The organism is Synechococcus sp. CS-603, assembly GCF_977929215.1.
Map to the genome: position 1 here is coordinate 2,314,287 of NZ_OZ376778.1, position 17,943 is coordinate 2,332,229.

A 17,943-nucleotide genomic window follows, 5' to 3' on the forward strand; every position below is an offset into this window, starting at 1 on the left:
ACCCCGTGACTGGCTCTCGGTTGATCACCAGGTGGATTTCCTGCTGGATTTGGTGGTTGAGCTGGATCTCTCCTCCATCCTGATCCCCGCTCAGGCCAAGGATCCACGCGGTGAGAAGGGTTTTGATCCGCGCATGATGACCATGCTGCTGCTCTACGCCTACTGCGTGGGCATCGTCTCCTCCCGCAAGATCGAGCGCGCCTGCTACGAGGATCTGGCCTTTCGGGTGTTGACGGGCAACCAGCAGCCGGACCACACACGGATCAGTGAGTTCCGTCGCCGCAACCTCGATTCCCTCAGGGGTCTATTTGTTCAGATCCTGCGCCTGTGCCAGAAGGCCGGGGTTGTGAGCCTGGGCCATGTGGCGTTGGACGGCACCAAGGTGCAGGCCAATGCCTCCATGCACAAAGCCATGAGCCACGAGCGCATGCTCAGGGCGGAGAAGCAGCTGGAGAAAGAGATCAATGCCTTGATGCGCAAGGCCGAGATCCTTGATGCCCAGGAGGATCGCCGCTACGGCAAGGGGAAGCTGGGCAGTGAGCTCCTCGATGAACTGAGGCGGCGTCAGGACCGCCTGGCCAGGATCCGCCAGGCCCGCAAGGAGATGGAAGCGGAGACCGCCGCAGCAGCAGCACGTCAGCGGCACGAGGAAGCAGAAGAGGCCAAGGCCCAAGCCACTGCCGCCCGGGAATCGGATGCACCGGCAGCCGAGAAGGCCGATCTTGACAAGAAAGCCGAGGCAGCAGCAGCCAAGGCCAGGGCGGCCCGTGAGAAGGCAATCGAGGCTGCCGAGATCGCCGATGTGGAACCGCCGGATCTGGAGCCCTTGGCGCCTGAGGCGATGCCACGCCGTGGTCTGGCGAGAAGGGCCGATGGCACACCGCAGAACAAAACCCAGCGGAACTTCACCGACGCCGACAGCCATCTCATGAAGTCAGATAGCCACTACATCCAGGGCTACAACTGCCAGTTGGCGGTGGACAGCGACTACCAGGTGATCGTGGCGGTCGGGGTGAGCAACCAGCCGCCGGATGTCGAGCATCTGGAACCCATGCTGGTACGCATCGCCGCCAGCGCCGGTGCCCTGCCCACGGTGATGACGATGGATGCGGGCTACTGGAGCGATAACAACGCCAACGCATGCGCTGATCAGGGCATTGATGCCTACATCGCCACCGGCCGGCTGCCCCACGGCCAGCCGCCCCCGCCGAAATGCGGACCGCTGCCCAGGAACGCCGATGCCAAAGCCCGCATGGCCCGCAAGATCAGAAGCAAGAAGGGCGCCAAGATCTACGCCCAGCGCAAGGCGATCGTGGAGCCGGTGAACGGGCAGATCAAGGAAGCCCGCGGTCTACGCCGCTTTCTGTTGAAGGGCATTGAGAAGGTGAGCGGCGAATGGCACCTGATCGCCGCCACCCACAACCTGTTGAAGTTGTTCAGGTTCAGGCGATCACAGCAACAGGCGCTGGTGGCGGCAACGGGATGAGGGGCATGGCCAAACCCTGGCGATGGCACTCAGGATTGGCTCAAACACAAATCGAAAGACCCTAGAAACGAAAGAAGGGGGCCTCATCGCTTCGACTCAGGGCCGAGTTTGCCGTGACCGGCGGGCCCCTGCTTTATCGGCAACAAACTCCTAGGCGGAGATTTACAGAATGTGCAAATATATTCACCACTATCGGAAAGTCCCGCTGCCTCCTCGCCCATTTCAGTGAGGCAGAAGCGAATAGTCTTCAACCTGAATACGCAGTGGTCACGAAGGCAGCAGGCTACTCAGAAGGCACACAACGCCAATCAAGCCCTCACCAGTAGCCCACAGCTCGCCAGGAAGTATGTAGAGCAACTCATTCCCTTCTGCTCCAGCATTGGGAGCGTCGTCTTTTACGTGTGGGAATTGGGAGTTGGGTGGTCAGTAGGCCACGATTCTAATCTAGTTCAAGACCGTTGCGTTTACCCATCACAAGGAAGATCGTTCTACCTCTGGGGCGAGATCGGCTGTACCTAGGAGTGTTGCCAATACTGCAGCGCGCCCCTTAGCACTACGAATTATGGCTGAGGGAAACCCCTAGGTTCTGGTCTCCTTCTGGGTGGGTTCATTGAGTCAGGGCCACCACGCTCATCTCAGGGTCCAACCCAAGAAAAGTGGGAACACTGTCACCAGCTACCCCTGACCGATGCCTCTCACCACCTCTGATATCTCCATCCAGCTCTTGATGGACAGCACGGTCAGCCTTCAAGAGATCGAGGCCCGCATTACGGCCGGGGTCTTCACGGCGGTGCACAACCCTGACCGTGAGCCTGCAGTGCGACAGGTGCTGGATCTGTTGCTTGCGGTGCCGGATGCCATCAGCCCAGTTGGGGTGATCTGAACTACCACTGTGGCTCCACCCTTCTCCAGCCCGCCTTCAGTAACTTCTGCCACTGCTCGACCGCCCACTTCCGGGAGAGCCTCTCTCGCCGCTTCAGCAGGGCTGGCTGACCGGGAATCGGCTCCCCTCGATCGATGAACACGTAGGCCTTGTAGCGAGCAGCAGGATCACGGTGGAAGCGGAGGACATTGCGGCCATTGGGCTGCTGGAGCCAGCCGTCCATGAAGAAGAGAATAGTACGGCTGTATTCTCGCCGATCGTGAGCCCGATGCTGCCAAGCGTGGTGGAGCTGGCGCCATTGGGCGCAAGGAAACACACCTTGGAGGCAGAAGGTGAAGTAAGACAGCACTTCATCCGTCCCTCCACCTGCCTCTATGCCCGATCGAGAACAGCAGGACGAGGTCCTTTTTCGCTGTCGCCTGACAGTCTTTACTGTTGTTTCACCTCATCATCAGGTGAAAGTCGTTCTCACCTCTCCCTCATCACCGGTTTGGGCAGGTGGCATCGTCATCCCTCACCACAATTGCCCCCTAGGCCCATGGCACCCGCCAACCTCGCCACCGTCGAGCCCCGGTTTATGAGCGCCCGCTTCCGGCCGGAGCTCAAGGCCCTTCTGCTGATATGGATGCCGCTTCTCCTTGGCCTACCGGCCCTGGCGGCCCCCATCGACATGATCTGCTCGTTACCGCCCGCCTCCGTCGGGGGCCTAGGAACCCTCGTTGACTTCAGCCTCAGCGAAGGCTCGGGTAGAGGTTTGTCGTTCTGGCCGACCAGCGGGCAGCGTCGATCGGTGCTCGCTCAAGTTGCCAGCTGGAAGATTCAAATCCTGCAGCCCGGAAGCGGTGTACTTCTGTTCAGCATCGATCGTCTCAACGGCAGCATCACCGCCGCCGAGGGTGAACCTGGGCGCTGCACCAACGCAGGCCATGTTCGTTTGGATCGAGCCATCTAGATGTGTAGTCCCACCACGTTGTTCAGCTGACAAGGGGGTGTGAGGTCGCCAGGGTCGGAGTGTCACCACCGTCCCAAGACCTCACACACCATGCATAGCCACCCTCTGGCCCGACTGACACCCATCAGTCGGGAACGGCTCATCCGCCGGCATCTCGATGAAGGCGTGCCACTCAAAGCCCTTGCAGCACAAGCCGGGATCAGCCTGCGTACGGCCTACAAGTGGCTCTCCAGGTTTCGAGCAGGCGGCGTAGCGGCACTGGCGGATCGACGGAGTGTTCGCCGCAGCCAGCGGCGGACGCTCGATCCGCAGCAACTCCAGCAGGCTGTAGACCTGCGGCACCAGCGCTGCACGCTCCGCCGCATCGCCAGGGCTCTCTGTGCGCCCCTCTCCACCGTTGGTCGGCTCATGAAGGGCCTGGGCCTGGGACGCCTGAAGAACCTTGACCCCAAACGTCTTGTTCGTCGCTACCAGTGGGAGCGCCCCGGGGACATGATCCATGTCGACATCAAACAGCTGGCCAGGTTTGAGCGGGTCGGCCACCGCATCACCGGCGACCGTCGTCAAGGCTCCTCCCGAGGTGCCGGCTACGAAAAGGTGCACGTCGCGATCGACGACGCCACCCGCCTGGCCTACGTCGAAGTGCTGGCTGATGAGCAGAAGGAGACGACCGTTGGATTCCTGGCCCGTGCCGTCGGCTGGTTCTCTGAGCAGGGGATCACCTGTCGGCGGATCCTCTCAGACAACGGCCCCTCCTACCGCTCTGGAGACTGGCGAAAAGCCTGTCGCGCCTTGGATCTCAAGCCCATCCGCACCAAGCCCTACACGCCGCAGACCAACGGGAAGGCCGAACGGTTCATCAAAACCATCCTGGCGGAATGGGCTTACGTGATCGCCTACCAAACATCGGATGAACGCAACCGCTGGCTACCCCGCTATCTGGGGATCTATAACGGCAGCAGGTGCCACATGGCTCTCGGTGGCCTCACGCCTCAGCAATGCCTCCAGCGGCTGCTGATCGCTGAATGACCTGGTGAGAAAGCACATCTAGAGGCCTGGTCGGATACCTGAGTGCCACGGACACGTAGGTGATGTCCTCTGACAATGCATTGCAGTGAATTTCGAAACTGCGTCGCCTGCCGATGTCGGGTTCAATTGCGCCTGAGGCTGATCGGGACAAGCAGCAGCTCACCCCCTACTCCTCCAGGCACAGGTATTCAGCCGACGGTCACCGCCTGGGCTTACAGCCCAAACAGCTGTCCGATGCGAGGGGACATTCCCTGGAAGTTCACATGGGTAGCTACGCCAGGTTCATGACCAGAAACCTGACGGATGCATTTGACGTGGTGAACAGCAATATTATGTCGACTACTATTCTTGTTGGAAACGTGTCTTGAACTGCTCCTTCCCCTGTAACCGCCAGGTCTTCCTCCATTTGAAGAGGGTGATCACGTGAATGCCCAGCTCTTCTGAAATCCGGGTCACGTTCTGCCGGTGCGGCGGGCTCATCCGCCTTTTCACATCAGCCTTGACGGCCTCGCTGTATCCGTGCATTGAACTGCTCCATCAAGCCCCCTGGTGGAAAAGTTGGTCGGGATGGAGAGGCGTCATCTTGTCAGGCAGAGGGGGGACCAGCGCTATAAATGGAGAGCGTTAGCGGAGACTAAAATGTTTGACATCGACTATTCGAGTTAGCCTTGCGGTTAGGGGGGCGATTGAAGGGAAGGTGAGTTGATCTTACACAGGCGTTTACGTAGCTTGCGTATGTAGCCGAACATGACTACGACCCCAAGTCCTGGTAGTGATGGACCTGGGACAGGCGTGACGGTACCCGTAATGGTAAAAGCATCCAGGGCGGAAGTGAGGTTGGTAGTACTGTTGCCGGTCCCGCGCACATCCTCTAAGTAGGTCGTCCATCGGATTCCACCGATCTGGGTGCCAGTTGAAAGCCCGACATCGATGTAGCTTAAGTTGGGGATATTGTTGTTTGTGCCGTTCATTCCCGTTTGAGTGCTGTTCGAGCCTACGCCGATCACTGTTGAGGTTGAAGCCGCTACATAGTTGCCTAAGCCCGCCTGGCCAGTAAAGCCGCCACCGGCCGCAACGTATTGAGAGGCAGCCCCGGGAGTGAAGGTGAGCGCAGTGTTGATCAAAGAGCTGAATGGATTCCCCTGTGAATCGAGGAACTGGATCACCGAATATTCCCAGGTTGTACCAGCGGTATTGAGACTAGCAAAATCGAAAGACGCCCCAGTAACGCCCAAGTTGGCATTGAAGCGTAACTCGAAACTATTCGCCGTTATCGTGCCTGGATTGTTGCTGATAACACCGGTGGTGTAGCCATGGCTGGCTCCTACCCTTCCGGAAGTTACCGCAGGGAATGGAGACGACGACCCTATAGCTCCCAGTACCACACGTCCATATCCGCCGAAGCCAATTGCACTATTTGCAGAAAGGGTGAAGTCATTGAGATCGCCATTGCTGCTAACCAGTTTGGCGCCGGTGAGGTCATTGATGGTGTTGTAGCTGAAGGGTGTGTTTCCACTGAGTACCTGACCTGGACTGATTAGGTTGAGCACTTCACTGCCTGGTGTCGATCCAGAGAGGAACTCAAGATTGTTAAAGTTAGCAGCATGGGCTTGATATACTCCCGCCAGCAAGCCACCAGTGATTCCAATCAGTGTATTAAGTACTGTAGGGATAACCTGGCTCCTTTGTCTATTGACTGATTTGATTGCAGGAACAAACAATTTTATCATTTATCGGAAACGATGTAGCTCAAAGACAGTCACAGTGGTTAAAGTAAGTTATTAATAGGCAATAGCAATACTGAACACTATTGCCAAGCTGAACTACCTGCGGGGTGAAGGCACGAGTTAAAGCAATAACCCAATTTAGCGGATCCGTTCGACCGCATGGGACTGATGCCAACAGACTAAGTTGGTCTGGGTTTTCTCGACAAGCCCCATCGTTAACCTTTGAGGCGGGGCACCGCCCCTGAAAGGGGCTCCTACCGTTGGCGAAGCCTTCTCCGAAGGAGTTGAGCAAACGCCGTACCACAGCCCTGAGTTCAAGGCCAGGGTCGCCATGGAGGCGATCAGTGGCCGCAAGACGCTCCAGGAGATTGCCGCTGATCACGCGATCCACCCAATCCAGGTGAGCCAGTGGAAGAAGCAGATGCTGGAGGGCGCCAGCGAGCTGTTAGGCCGAGGCAAGAGCAGCAACGCCAAGGAGGATGTACAGGCCAAGGAGGCGGAGCTGTTCCAGCAGATCGGTCGTCTCCAGATGGAGCTGGAGTGGCTTAAAAAAAAGTCTCAGCTGCTGTGATGCCCGTGAACTGCGCAAGCTGGTCGACCACGATCACCCTGAGATCAGCATCACCCGGCAGTGTGAGCTGCTGGGGCTGCCACGATCCACGCTCTACTACCGGCCCACACCGATGCGTGAATCGACGCTGCGGATCATGGCCAGGATCGATGCTCTCTATCTGGAGGATCCCTGCAGCGGCAGCCGCCGGATGGTGGACTACCTGGCCAGAGAAGGGATCCCGATCAGCCGTGAGCGCGTGCGAAACCTCATGCGGCGCATGGGTCTACGGGCCATCTACCAGAAGCCACGCACCACAGTGCCAGTTGATCCATCGGAGCGCTTTCCCTGCCTGGTGGACCTCAAGGAGGTCAAGGAAGTGGATCAGGTTTGGGCAACGGATATCACCTATATCGCGCTGCGGAAAGGCTTCCTCTACCTCGTGGCTGTTGTGGATCTGTTTTCCCGGCATGTACTCAGTTGGAAACTCACGGGCAGCCTTGACACGGAATTCTGCCTGGAGGCCTTGGAGATGGCTCTTGCTGGTGGGAGAAAGCCACAGATCTTCCACTCCGATCAGGGGTGTCAGCTCGGTTTCAAGTGGTCGTCGCAACACCTCATTCACTGAGGGATTTTGGGATGACGAGCAAGCATCAGCGGCAGATGGCCGTTCGCTCGATGAGGGGGAAAATCCCCTCTCCTGGCCGTCCCTCGACAGCTCAGCACAAGCATCGAGTTCTTTTCTGGATGGCGATCGCTCAGGGGTTATCGAGCGAGAATGCCGCATCCGAGGCGGGCATCCCTCAAGCGATTGGAACGCGTTGGTTCCGCAATGCTGGCGGGATGCCTCCGATCGATCTGAACCCGCCTTCGGGCCGTTTCCTGTCCTTTTCTGAGCGGGAGGAGATAGCCATCCTCTGGGCGAGGAATCTGGGAGTCCGCGCCATTGCCCGTGAGCTGGGTCGCTCCGCCTCGACCATCTGCCGAGAGTTGCGCCGTAATTCCTCAACACGCAGCAATGCGTTGGCCTATCGGGCCACAACGGCACAGTGGCATGCTGAACGTCGCGCCAGACGTCCCAAAGTTGCCAGGCTCGCCGGGAACGGCCACCTGCGTAAGTATGTCCAGGAACGGCTTTCTGGCCAGATCACCCGCCCGAACGGTGATGTCGTGCCGGGTCCTGTTACAAGCTGGATCGGCCGCAGGCATGGTCGTCGTCAGGACCGGCTTTGGGCGACCTCCTGGAGCCCGGAGCAGATCTCGAACCGGCTCCGTATCGATTTTCCTGATGATGCGTCGATGCGGATCTCTCATGAGGCGATCTATCAGGCTCTCTATGTTCAGGGCCGTGGAGCGTTGAAACGGGAACTTGTCGCGTGCCTGCGCACTGGGCGTGCCCTACGTGTTCCTCGCGCAAGGCGCCAGGCAAGCGGCAAGAACTTCCTCACCCCGGAGGTCATGATTTCCCAGCGGCCGGCCGAGGTTGACGATCGCGCCATTCCGGGGCATTGGGAAGGCGACCTCATCGTGGGGCTCAAGAGTTCAGCGATTGGAACGCTCGTGGAGCGCACCACCCGATTCACCCTGCTGCTGCACCTGCCCCGCATGCAGGGCCATGGAGAACAGCCACGGATCAAGAACGGCCCCCCACTGACCGGACATGGTGCAGAGGCGGTTCGCGATGCGATCGCTGCAACGATCGACACGCTTCCTGCTCAGCTGCGCAGATCCCTGACCTGGGACCAGGGAGCTGAGATGGCACAACACGCTCAACTCCGCATCGACACAGGCCTGAGGATCTTCTTCTGCGACCCGCATAGCCCCTGGCAACGCGGGTCGAATGAAAACACCAACGGGCTGCTGCGGCAGTACTTCCCAAAAGGTACTGATTTGTCCCGACACTCCCGTAACGAGCTTGATGCCGTCGCCCTGGCACTCAATACACGCCCACGCAAAACCCTCGGATGGAGGACCCCTGCTGAGGCCCTTGACAATCATCTGAGGGCTTTGTGAAATCCCCTTTCTAATTCGCGACGGTGTTCTCGCGCATCGCTGCCATCGGACCTAAGCGACAGATCTGGCATTCTGTTCTCCCTGAAAACCACTGTGCATACTGGCTTTTGGATCCATAGGCACCGTCTGTTGAAACGATCATCAAGTGAGCCGGTGATCCATTTTTCCCTCTGAACAAACCGCCTTGGCGGCAAGCGGGGGCGTCAGCCACCGATTGCCGACGAGGTGGAACCGCCCGCAAGCGGGCGGGGCCCAGCCGCTGCTGCTCGTTACTAACTGATCGAAAAGAAATTTAAAAATGATGCAGCTGAGAAAACCCGTATCTACAAGCCCTTATGCTCCTTTTCCAACCCGGTGTTGCGACGACCGGTGGAATCCACCCAGTTCACCTCCGGTGACTTCGTGGCAAGGCTCAAGGCAGAGGAGATCAAGGTCAGCTGGTCGGGACGGAGGCGCTGTTACGACAACATCCTGGTGGAGAGGCTATGGAGAACAGTCAAATATGAGGAGGTGTATCTCCGTGCCTACAGCGATGGCTGGGAAGCGGAAATCAGCTTGGCCCGATTCCTTTGGAGGTACTGCCATGTAAGACCACATAGCTCATTGGGCGGCAAAACCCCCAATGAGGTCTACAGTCAGATTCAACCCTGTTCTTCCCGCCCGAGGTTTACGATGTCAGGGGCCGAATCTGTCCAATAAAAGCCACCCACCTCAGATCCCAAGGGGCTGTGTGGCCTGTCCTGTTCATGTGGTGCCAACGGCAGCGATCAATCCAGGGAAAAGGTCGGCAGAAAGTTCGCCACGTTGCATAGCTCAATATCGATCGCCCCAACATCGGTAAAATCCTGGCTGGTATTCCTGGTTCGCTCGATGAATCGAGCAGTTCTGACTGGGTGGGCCGTCAGCCCGACGAGGCGCTGAATCCAGTTTTTACGGGACACGGCTGGGACAAGACCCTGCAGCCCAAGGAACCAGGGAATCAGTGAGGCTATGAGGCCAAGAGATTCAGATGGACGATGCGCGAAGGATGGCATGGAGATAGCGATCGAACGAATAAATGCATGCTGCGATTCGGCAAGAACCAGGGGCTCACAAAGGGTCCGAAGCTCAGATCCAGTTGTACTCAAAGCATCAATAAGGCGATCGGGATGACAAAGATAAGACTCATAACAAGTGGTCGGCTTAAGCTCTCGCTCAAGAAGACATCGCTTCATCCACTCAAGATCCACACTACCAAGCGAGTGATCGCTGTGGCAGCTGTAGACGAGGCCCCGCCGATACTGGACCGGGCAGAGATACTCCGGCTCAATCAACTCCGACGCCGCAGCATGATCGCTACAGATCACCGGCAATCCTGCATAACTGGCTTCAATGAGAACTCGTCCAAGCGTCTCCAGATTAGAGGTGGTAGGAAACAACAGCACATCGATCCTGGCAAGGAAGTCCCAGATCTCGGCACTCGAGCGTGCAGGGGAATAGCTATAGACATCGGATATGCCGAGCGCCTGTACCAACATCTGGTCAACTAAATGCGGCTCACAGCTGGAGGAATGGTTGTGCCCGCAGGCGAACAACCTGTAGCGACGGGATGACAAACTTTTAGTCTCTTGATTCAGCTCAATTAACAAACGCACGAGATCTGGAAAGTTCTTGTCTTCCGAGATGCGCCCTAGATAACCAAGAATCAAGTCCGCGTCAGTGTTCCGAGAGCGCTTAGACAAAATCCGCTCACGCTCCGGAAAGCACACAGCAAGTGGATGAGAAAGAAGTGAAGGAAAATGCTTGAGCCCTGGAAAGATTGCTTCAAATACGCCCCGAGCGTAGCGGCTGGGCACCAAGAGCGTGTCGTCGTACCGAAGAAAAGGATGGCAAAGAAACTCTTGAAATAGATAGCCGCTCCAGAGAGCAGTATGCACATCCCGGACGATTCGATAGGAAAGTCGAAGGTGTTCTCGGAGATAGAAATAATAATGCGCATGAGGACCTACATTGCTCACTACACAGTCGGCATTGGCCAACATTTCGACTGCGTAAGAGTCATCAGAAAGCAGCCGATTAAAATCATGGAAGTGCACGTTTAAAGCAGGCCCTGACCGATGCTTCAACAGCCAAGTCATGTTCTCGTGGGCAAAATTTACGCCATCACGCTGGGGCAACGCTGGATCGGTCCTGTAGTCATGAAGGGTAACTCGAAATGTCTTCAGATCAGGCTCTCCCCATCAAAAGGCTCAGTTGCTTGGAGGCCTGCAAGAGCAAGGATGGTGGCCGGCAGGTCCTCCAGTCGACCATGACGCAGCTTTTCACCTGGCTTGATTCCTGGACCAACAGCGAGAAGCAGGTTACTGACCTCGGTCCCATGCATCACATGCCCTCCAGAACAGAAGAAGGGAAGAGGGCCAATTCGACCAAACTCCTCGCTATCCAATACATCAGCTGGAGGGCCAGAATCACCCCAGCGCACGATAAGGTCAGGGGGCAGGTGAGAACTTTCAAAAGGCGTTTCTCGCATGATCAACACATCATGTGCCAAGAATTTCCCGGTACGGGGATTCACGCATCGCAGGAGCAAGTCACGTAGCTCATGAAGAGTGGGGAGGAACTCCGCAGCATCGACCAGGCCTTCCACCTCACGCCCACGGACGTTCAGACGCACATAGCCATCTGCCACACTGGGGAGAGCGAAAGCCCGCATGCGGGGCCATAAGTTTCGGAACCAGTTGGCCGGATTCCAGCTGAGTGGATCTCCCGAAGCCTCCTGCTCAAAGGGACTGGAAATCAGAGCCTGCGCCGCCTCCCCCACGGTCTTCCAGACTTCAGCCTTCCAGTGCTCTCCATAGTCGTAGCGCCTAGAAGGCACTGGGGATCCAACCTCAGAAGTTGAGCCAATAGCGGTCTCACCTGGAAAGGCCCAGCGATACATCAGCTCTGGAAGAAGCGCCATACTGGGCACATCCATATGGTTGGCCGATACTTGATCAATGGTGTAGACAATAAATGAAGTATCGTGACGCGCAAGTGTGTACAGCCTGGCCAGTGATCGGTCAATTTCGCGATAGACTTCAATGAGCGGCGAATTCCCTTCAGGAGATTCATCAGCCTGCGAGGGCAGAGCTCCTTCCCCTAAATGCCAAAGCATGTGATTCGCTGTATGGCTTTCTGAATAAAGAGAAAGAAAGAGATCCCAGTCTTCTGCTTGCAGAAGCTCAGCGCAGATAGCCGTTCGACGGCGGACAGATTCACACAATTGTCTCTGAAGTTTCAGCAAGTCCTTCTTGATATAAAGACTGGGAAGGGAAACAGAGCGCTCAGGCTTGCCTGAGATCGGATCAATCATTAACTTCAGGCCATCTTCGATTGGCGGATAGAGCCCATGAACACTCTCAAGATTTGCCAATAACCATTCTGGCTGACTCAAGGGAGCAAATGTATTGGTCTCGCTCCCCCAACCTGCTACTTGGAGGCCGTTGAGATCAGAAGACATAGGCGCCACCATATCGAACACACAGATTCGATGAGAAGCATGGCCGGAATAGAACAGTGGCAGCGAGGCCGAGTCTCTGTGAATTGGCAGAACAGCATAGAGATATTTCTGTGCATCAAAGCAGCATCCTGGATGCGTTGTAGCTCGTCCCGTGAGAAAAACATCCCAACAGGATTCGTTCAGGAAAAGCTTAGTGTAAGAATAGTTACCTGTCGCACCATTCGAGCGCATCCAAGCCAAAAATGGAAGCTCCCCAGAATCCAATGCGTCCATAAGGAGCTCAGTATTAGGAGCATCGATTCCAAGCGCAATAACAGATCTTTTGACACTATCAGTCATGGGTTATCACGGAGTAAGGAAGGGAGTCTGAATCGAGGTCTTTACTGCCGAATCAACCACTCGCAGTTTGCTGACGTGGGGCTTGATCAGCTGCAAGAGCCGCTCGGAGTCTGGGTGGTCTTGCGGCAAGGCATCGCTAAGCAAAGTGCATGTGCCAAATGAGGGAGCAGGAAGCCCCCTCTGAAGAATCTCGTTGGTTCTCAACGTGATCAGAGCTGATCTCAGGCGTTGGTCCTGAATCAGGATCTGAGCAGCGGAGAAGCCATTGGGAGACTTACACGCCAATGGCTTCTCATCAATCCAGGCCTCGTCAGCAAGGACTAGCCCATTACAGTGCAATTGCCGCGCCAATTCATGGGCCAGCGCATGCAGAACCCCAGGCTTCATGCCATCAGAAACTATCAAAAGGTGAACCAGGACAGGCTCTGCACATGTAAGCATATTAGCCAAGATCTCATGGTAAACCAAGGGAGTATCAAACGTACCGATCTGAGGCTGGGCGTTCACCTCGCAGACAATGCCTCCGCCATCCTTCCACGACACATTAACGTCAGGTATGATCAGGTCGATTCCGGCGATGTCCAGCCGGAAGGTTCGCGCAACATGAAGTGCAAGCTCTAGATTCTCAGGATGTACTTGGTCTTTGTCGATCACGATTTGGGTTCCACCTGCTGAGATGTTCGCTTTGCCGCGAAGCCTCACAACAGTGCCCTCCTTAGGAATTGAGAGAGAATCTAGCCCTTGGTAGGCAAGAAGCATGTGAGCTTCTGGATCGAGTTCGAGTCGCATCTTGCCAGTCCTTCGCCAGATCCTCTGATGCAGCTCCGAGGACTGCTCCCTGAGCACGAGACCAGCAACAGTTGTCCTGCCGTCGCCAACAACTCTGCCGGGAATTCTGTGCATGATCTTGACGATTTGACCATGAGCGACTGTGAATCGATAGTCCTCTCCAGCGATGAACTTCTCGACGAGAATCCTCCCAGATAACTTTGCAGCCTCTCGATAGGCCATCCCGACAGACTGCTCATCCCTCAAACCAGCAAAGACCCCGCGGCCCTGCTCTTGGTCCGCTGGCTTGATCACCACGGGATAGCCCAGTTCACCTGCCAGCCGGATGGCCTCTTCTTCTGAACGGCAGATTTGATGGGTGGGCCCAGGCAGCCCATGCTGCTTAAGAAAGCAGGCTGTCCGCGCCTTATCTTTCGCCAGAGCCACGGACATGCAAGGAGTCTGATCCGTCAGAGAACTGTCGATCCAGCGTGTTGAAGCACCGTGGCCAATGGCCATGATATATCTGTCGATCCGAATTACCGGTAGGGCCAGCTCATGGGCCGCCTTGACAAAATAGAAGTTGTTGGTCCCCTTCAGGCCAAAGGCACTCAGTTGTCTGATCAACTGATCCCTGCTCCGGTGAATCTCCTCCAGGCGATTGTTCACGGCAGCAGGAGATTGGACGAAGGCATTGATCAGGAATTCAAGCCAGCGCAGGGTGTCCACCGAAGCCCGTGGAAACGAGTAGGGAAGGAAAAGATCGTGCGCCTCCAAGGGGACATCCCTCCCCTCGATCCTTGCAGGACACGAGTGATAGGGTCCGAACACAGGAAGATTCGCCAGGCGCTGGATCTCGAGATGGGTCATCAGAATCCCATCGAGGAGATCCAGGACGGGGGACTCTCTGCCCCCATCGCCATGAGTTGCATCAGGCTCCACGACCCTGGAGAGGAAGTCCCTGACCTTGCCTGCTGCTGTGGGCCTGTCACGAAGGATCCCGATTCGGCCTTCAAGGAAAGGCTGACGGATTCCGTAGCCCATGCCCTGATAGACCCGGAACTGGGTCGAGAAACGAAGAAGAGAGAAGTTCTTGCCTCGTGGTCCTGATCGCTGAGACCGATCGGATGAGGGGAGCGCCACGACTCAGGCTCCCACTACTTCGGACCGACCCATAGATTCCGTATGGAGCCACTCCAGGATACAAGCCTTGGCCGTATGGACATTGAGGGCATGAACCAGCACGGGATCACCCGGAGCGGCATCCTTGAGGAAAGCGGGGATGGCGGCATGGACCTCTCCGACATAGCGAAGGTCCACCCCCGGATCGGCTGCATAACCGGCCTCAAGAATCATCGCCACAGCCTCTTCCTCAACGCGACCAGTATCCTGTTCACCTCGTGCAATCCGGACCACATCGAACAGCCGACAGGCTTCAGCTGCCATGGAGCACATCCAGTGATCAGCAGCGACGAAGCCCAGTCGAAGCAAGATCCGCGTGCGGGAGTTAGGCTTCGTGTTAAGCGACTCCATCAGCACAGAAATGGACTGTAGCGTTTCAGTGGTTCCCGCCCAGCTCAGAACGATGGATCGCCCAGGAGTATCGATTCTTTCAGATCGACCTGGATTGTGGCTCGAATCGAAGTCAAGGATCCGCTCTCGAATCAGATTTGGAGCCACGCCCATCCTCTCGGCCATCACCGCCACGAATGCCGCTGCGATCACTGTCCCCCGGCACAGACCACCCCAGGCACCTTGGATCTCCGCTGCAGGAATCTCACACAGTGTGGTGTCGCCGCGACACAGGACCACCACGCCATCGGGCCCATCTCGCCACAGGGCGGCCGCTTGCAGGTTGATCTCCTGGCGGCGGCTGGTGTTCTGCCGGGCCCTGACGCTGAGGATCGCGTTCAACGTCTCGTCGTCGCCGCCAGTGTTCTGGCGGATGTAGAGATCCGTTTTGAGGTAGCTGCGGATCTGATCGAGCAGCCGGCCTTCTGCCGGCAGGATCCCCATCAGCTCGGTGCCACCGAAGTTGCGGCTGTGCAACACCGCCTCGCTGCCGTAGTGGGGATGCTCAGGAGTCACCAGGTTCACGGCCACATCAGACTCCTTGCTATCCGGCGACAATCTGGTTGAGGGGTCGCGCCAAACAGGTTGACCGCTCTTGAGGGGCTGAGCTGAATCCAGTTGCCATGCGCAGGGCACCGGCCCATGCCAGCTCCCCTTACCGCTCAACAGATTGCGCTGTACATGTCCAAACGACGAGTCAGCAGCCGCCAGGAGGTGGCTGCTGCAGCGGCGGGTATCTCGGTGAGTAGTGCTCACCGGATCGATTCAGGCCGCCTCCAACCCAAAGCCGCCAAGCCCCCAGCAGACGCCGACCTGACCCGTTGGTTGAGGTTTGGGAGCCCCTGTTGGTGCCGTTATTGGAGCGCCATCCAGCTCTGACGCCCACCACGTTGTTGGAGCACCTGCAGGAGAAAAAGCCAGACCAGGACTGGATTCCTGTCAAACGCACCCTGCAGCGTCGTGTGCAGCAGTGGAAGGCGTTGCAGGGCCCACCGCCGGAGGTGATGTTCCCCCTGGCCTATCAGCCCGGCGAGATCGGCTTTTGCGATTTCACCAAGGTCAAGCGGGTGGAGATCACAGTGCGGGGCGAGCCCTTTCCGCACCTGCTGTTCCACTACCGCCTGGCCTGGAGCGGCTGGGCCTACGGCCAGGTGGTGCACGGCGGCGAAAGCTTTGTGGCTCTCTCAGAAGGGTTGCAGAACGCCCTGGCCGCCTGCGGTGGTGTGCCCAGAGAGCTGCGCACGGATCGGCTTTCGGCTGCCAGTCGCAATCGTGATGGCAGTTACGCCATCGACATCACGCCCCGCTACCAAGCCCTCTGCGCCCACTACCACCTTGCTCCCAGCCGCAACAACCGCGGCGTGGCCCAAGAGAACGGCATCGTCGAGGCGCCCCATGGCCATGTCAAACGGCGGCTGGAGCAGAAGCTGCTGCTGCGCGGCAGCTGTGATTTCGACGAGCCGGCCGAATACGGCGAGCTGCTCTCCGAGGTGTTCAGTGCCCTCAATGCCCCACGGCAGCGGCGCTATGAGCAGGAGTTCGAGGTCCTGGGCACCTTGCCTGCCTTCCGATTCGCAGATTACGAGCTGCTGACTGTGCGTGTGCGTAGCACCAGCACGATCGAGGTGCGGCAGGTCGTCTACTCCGTGCCGCCGAGCCTGATTGGCCGTCAGGTCACGGTGCGGCTGCACCATGACCGGCTGATCGTTTACCTCGGTAGTGACTGGGTTTGCCAGTTGCCCAGGGTCTACGGCAGCGGCTGCCATGGACCCCGGGCTTGGTGTATCGACCTGGAGCACCTGATCGATGGGTTGCGCGCCAAACCCCGCGCCCTGCTGCATTGCCGCTACCAACGCCAGCTGTTCCCTGATACCCGCTGGTGGGATGTCTGGCAGCGCCTGCTTGCCAGCGGTGACCGCGACGCGGCGGCCCGGCTGATGGTCGAAGCGCTGTATGTCGCCGTGCGGGTGGCGTCATTTGAGCTGGTGCTCGCCTTTCTGCAGCAGGCGCAGCAGCGCAAAACCCTGTCCCTCTCGCTCTTGCAGCAGCGCTTCCGGGTGCCGCCCCGCACAGGCAACCTGCCTGATCTCGTCATTCCCCAACACCTGCTGGCCTCCTATGACCACCTCCTCCCCGGTGCCCCGCTCTCAGGCGGTGGAAGCGGCCCTGCCGCTGCTGCTCAAACAGCTCAAGCTGGCGCGGTTCCGCAGCCACTGGCAGCCGCTCGCTCAGCAGGCTGAGGCCGAGGGCTGGAGCCCCGGCCAGTTCCTCTATGCCCTCTGCGAGCAGGAGGTGGATCACCGTCAGCTGGCACGGCACCAGCGCCTCCTGCGGGAGGCTCATCTGCCCTGGCAGAAAGGACTCGATGGCTTTGATCAGCAGCAGATCGAGGCCAAGCATTGGCAGGAGCTGCAGGTACTGGCCCGCAGCCACACCTGGCTGCTGCAGGCCGAGAATCTGCTGCTGTTTGGCCCCAGCGGCGTGGGCAAGACCCACCTGGCCATAGCCATCACAATGGCGATGATCGAGCAGGATCAACCCTGCCGCTTCTTCCCGGCCACCGCTCTGGTGCAGCTGCTGCAGAAGGCCAAGGCCAGCTACGAGCTGCCGGCCGTCATCCAGAAGTTGGATCGCTACGCCTTGCTGGTGATCGACGACATCAGCTACGTGCGCCGCAACGAGCTGGAAACCTCGGTGCTGTTTGAGCTGATCTGCCACCGCTACGAACGCCGCTCGTTGCTGGTGACCTCCAACCAGCCGTTCCGCGAGTGGGACACGATTTTTCCAAGTGGATCCATGACCGTGGCAGCGGTGGACCGGTTGGTGCACCACTGCCACATCGTGGGCATCAAAGGCGAGAGCTACCGTCAGAAAGAAGCTGCTGCAAGGGTTTCTAGTGATTCCAGTGATCCGCCTATGTAATTGACGCGGGCGACATGGCCGTCACGATCAATGGCCGCAGCAACCCAGCTCGCCAGAAACAAGGCGGCGACACGAAAACTGGCCCACCAGCCTTGAAATTGACGCCCGACCCACAACTTGATTGACGTCACGCGACAGCATGGTCAAGATCCAGTACCTACATGGAACCTCAAGCTTGCAGGAGGTTCAAAACAGGGGGATGCCACCGGTCAACCAGATTG

Annotated in this window: 17 protein-coding genes; 10 read left to right on the plus strand and 7 right to left on the minus strand. The window is 57.9% G+C overall.

The features are described 5' to 3' along the window. The first annotated feature begins 31 nt into the window (after positions 1-31). The gene (locus ACXMDM_RS12245; protein WP_083544325.1) at positions 32-1,486 is read left to right on the plus strand and encodes a transposase; all 1,455 of its coding nucleotides are present in this window, start codon (positions 32-34) and stop codon (positions 1,484-1,486) included. 688 nt (positions 1,487-2,174) lie between these two features. Beyond that, positions 2,175-2,369, plus strand: coding sequence for a hypothetical protein (locus ACXMDM_RS12250; protein ID WP_071799796.1), 195 nt, complete (start codon positions 2,175-2,177; stop codon positions 2,367-2,369). Between the two features lies 1 nt (position 2,370). Here the strand turns inward: ACXMDM_RS12250 and ACXMDM_RS12255 are convergent, their stop codons facing one another. Further along, a complete protein-coding gene (locus ACXMDM_RS12255) occupies positions 2,371-2,592 on the minus strand; it encodes a DUF1651 domain-containing protein (RefSeq protein ID WP_071801845.1) in 222 nt (73 codons plus the stop codon). Between the two features lie 315 nt (positions 2,593-2,907). Here ACXMDM_RS12255 and ACXMDM_RS12260 point away from each other — a divergent pair, with 315 nt between their 5' ends. Continuing rightward, on the plus strand, positions 2,908-3,321 hold the full coding sequence (locus ACXMDM_RS12260) for a hypothetical protein (protein ID WP_071799797.1): 414 nt from the start codon (positions 2,908-2,910) through the stop codon (positions 3,319-3,321). A 90-nt stretch (positions 3,322-3,411) separates the two neighbouring features. Next, positions 3,412-4,350: an IS481 family transposase gene (locus ACXMDM_RS12265; protein ID WP_071801696.1), complete on the plus strand. Its 939-nt coding sequence runs from the start codon at positions 3,412-3,414 to the stop codon at positions 4,348-4,350. 342 nt (positions 4,351-4,692) lie between these two features. Here ACXMDM_RS12265 and ACXMDM_RS12270 read toward each other — a convergent pair whose 3' ends face one another. After that, the gene (locus ACXMDM_RS12270) at positions 4,693-4,875 is read right to left on the minus strand and encodes a helix-turn-helix domain-containing protein (RefSeq protein WP_071799799.1); all 183 of its coding nucleotides are present in this window, start codon (positions 4,873-4,875) and stop codon (positions 4,693-4,695) included. A 149-nt stretch (positions 4,876-5,024) separates the two neighbouring features. After that, complete coding sequence (locus ACXMDM_RS12275) at positions 5,025-6,080, minus strand: hypothetical protein (RefSeq protein WP_145537368.1); 1,056 nt, start codon at positions 6,078-6,080, stop codon at positions 5,025-5,027. A gap of 328 nt (positions 6,081-6,408) precedes the next feature. Here ACXMDM_RS12275 and ACXMDM_RS12280 point away from each other — a divergent pair, with 328 nt between their 5' ends. The 4 genes from ACXMDM_RS12280 to ACXMDM_RS12295 all read left to right on the plus strand — a co-directional run bounded on the left by ACXMDM_RS12280 (position 6,409) and on the right by ACXMDM_RS12295 (position 9,339). After that, positions 6,409-6,648, plus strand: a complete 240-nt coding sequence (locus ACXMDM_RS12280; protein ID WP_233830939.1) for a hypothetical protein — start codon at positions 6,409-6,411, stop codon at positions 6,646-6,648. Then, positions 6,557-7,255, plus strand: a complete 699-nt coding sequence (locus tag ACXMDM_RS12285; RefSeq protein WP_083544326.1) for an IS3 family transposase — start codon at positions 6,557-6,559, stop codon at positions 7,253-7,255. The genes ACXMDM_RS12280 and ACXMDM_RS12285 overlap by 92 nt, the downstream gene beginning before the upstream one ends. Before the next feature lie 11 nt (positions 7,256-7,266). Beyond that, entirely contained in the window at positions 7,267-8,640 is a 1,374-nt protein-coding gene (locus ACXMDM_RS12290; RefSeq protein WP_083544327.1) for an IS30 family transposase, read from the plus strand. A 474-nt stretch (positions 8,641-9,114) separates the two neighbouring features. Further along, positions 9,115-9,339 (plus strand): integrase core domain-containing protein, encoded by a 225-nt coding sequence (locus ACXMDM_RS12295; protein ID WP_233831209.1) that lies wholly within the window; start codon positions 9,115-9,117, stop codon positions 9,337-9,339. Positions 9,340-9,407: 68 nt separating this feature from the next. Here the strand turns inward: ACXMDM_RS12295 and ACXMDM_RS12300 are convergent, their stop codons facing one another. From ACXMDM_RS12300 to ACXMDM_RS12315, 4 genes are all read right to left on the minus strand, one after another. Then, the gene (locus tag ACXMDM_RS12300; RefSeq protein WP_083544329.1) at positions 9,408-10,796 is read right to left on the minus strand and encodes a glycosyltransferase family 4 protein; all 1,389 of its coding nucleotides are present in this window, start codon (positions 10,794-10,796) and stop codon (positions 9,408-9,410) included. A gap of 44 nt (positions 10,797-10,840) precedes the next feature. Next, positions 10,841-12,460 (minus strand): hypothetical protein, encoded by a 1,620-nt coding sequence (locus ACXMDM_RS12305; protein WP_233830942.1) that lies wholly within the window; start codon positions 12,458-12,460, stop codon positions 10,841-10,843. 6 nt (positions 12,461-12,466) lie between these two features. Next, positions 12,467-14,272 (minus strand): ATP-binding protein, encoded by a 1,806-nt coding sequence (locus ACXMDM_RS12310; RefSeq protein ID WP_071799805.1) that lies wholly within the window; start codon positions 14,270-14,272, stop codon positions 12,467-12,469. Between the two features lie 102 nt (positions 14,273-14,374). Continuing rightward, positions 14,375-15,358 (minus strand): hypothetical protein, encoded by a 984-nt coding sequence (locus ACXMDM_RS12315; RefSeq protein WP_259723019.1) that lies wholly within the window; start codon positions 15,356-15,358, stop codon positions 14,375-14,377. Between the two features lie 263 nt (positions 15,359-15,621). On the opposite strand from ACXMDM_RS12315, the gene istA reads away from it, so the two are divergent. Further along, positions 15,622-17,040 carry an IS21 family transposase gene (istA, locus tag ACXMDM_RS12320; RefSeq protein WP_071799807.1) on the plus strand — a complete coding sequence of 473 codons (1,419 nt, stop codon included), beginning with the start codon at positions 15,622-15,624 and terminating at the stop codon, positions 17,038-17,040. Continuing rightward, a complete protein-coding gene (istB, locus tag ACXMDM_RS12325) occupies positions 16,955-17,722 on the plus strand; it encodes an IS21-like element helper ATPase IstB (protein WP_233831211.1) in 768 nt (255 codons plus the stop codon). The genes istA and istB overlap by 86 nt, the downstream gene beginning before the upstream one ends. Positions 17,723-17,943: the final 221 nt, after the last annotated feature.

Excerpts from the sequence above, each read along its gene's own strand:
- ACXMDM_RS12250 (WP_071799796.1), top strand. The coding sequence starts at position 2,175 with ATGCCTCTCACCACCTCTGATATCTCCATCCAGCTCTTGATGGACAGC.
- ACXMDM_RS12255 (WP_071801845.1), bottom strand. The coding sequence starts at position 2,592 with ATGGACGGCTGGCTCCAGCAGCCCAATGGCCGCAATGTCCTCCGCTTC.
- ACXMDM_RS12260 (WP_071799797.1), top strand. The coding sequence starts at position 2,908 with ATGGCACCCGCCAACCTCGCCACCGTCGAGCCCCGGTTTATGAGCGCC.
- ACXMDM_RS12265 (WP_071801696.1), top strand. The coding sequence starts at position 3,412 with ATGCATAGCCACCCTCTGGCCCGACTGACACCCATCAGTCGGGAACGG.
- ACXMDM_RS12270 (WP_071799799.1), bottom strand. The coding sequence starts at position 4,875 with ATGCACGGATACAGCGAGGCCGTCAAGGCTGATGTGAAAAGGCGGATG.
- ACXMDM_RS12275 (WP_145537368.1), bottom strand. The coding sequence starts at position 6,080 with ATGATAAAATTGTTTGTTCCTGCAATCAAATCAGTCAATAGACAAAGG.
- ACXMDM_RS12280 (WP_233830939.1), top strand. The coding sequence starts at position 6,409 with ATGGAGGCGATCAGTGGCCGCAAGACGCTCCAGGAGATTGCCGCTGAT.
- ACXMDM_RS12285 (WP_083544326.1), top strand. The coding sequence starts at position 6,557 with ATGTACAGGCCAAGGAGGCGGAGCTGTTCCAGCAGATCGGTCGTCTCC.
- ACXMDM_RS12290 (WP_083544327.1), top strand. The coding sequence starts at position 7,267 with ATGACGAGCAAGCATCAGCGGCAGATGGCCGTTCGCTCGATGAGGGGG.
- ACXMDM_RS12305 (WP_233830942.1), bottom strand. The coding sequence starts at position 12,460 with ATGACTGATAGTGTCAAAAGATCTGTTATTGCGCTTGGAATCGATGCT.
- ACXMDM_RS12310 (WP_071799805.1), bottom strand. The coding sequence starts at position 14,272 with ATGGGCTACGGAATCCGTCAGCCTTTCCTTGAAGGCCGAATCGGGATC.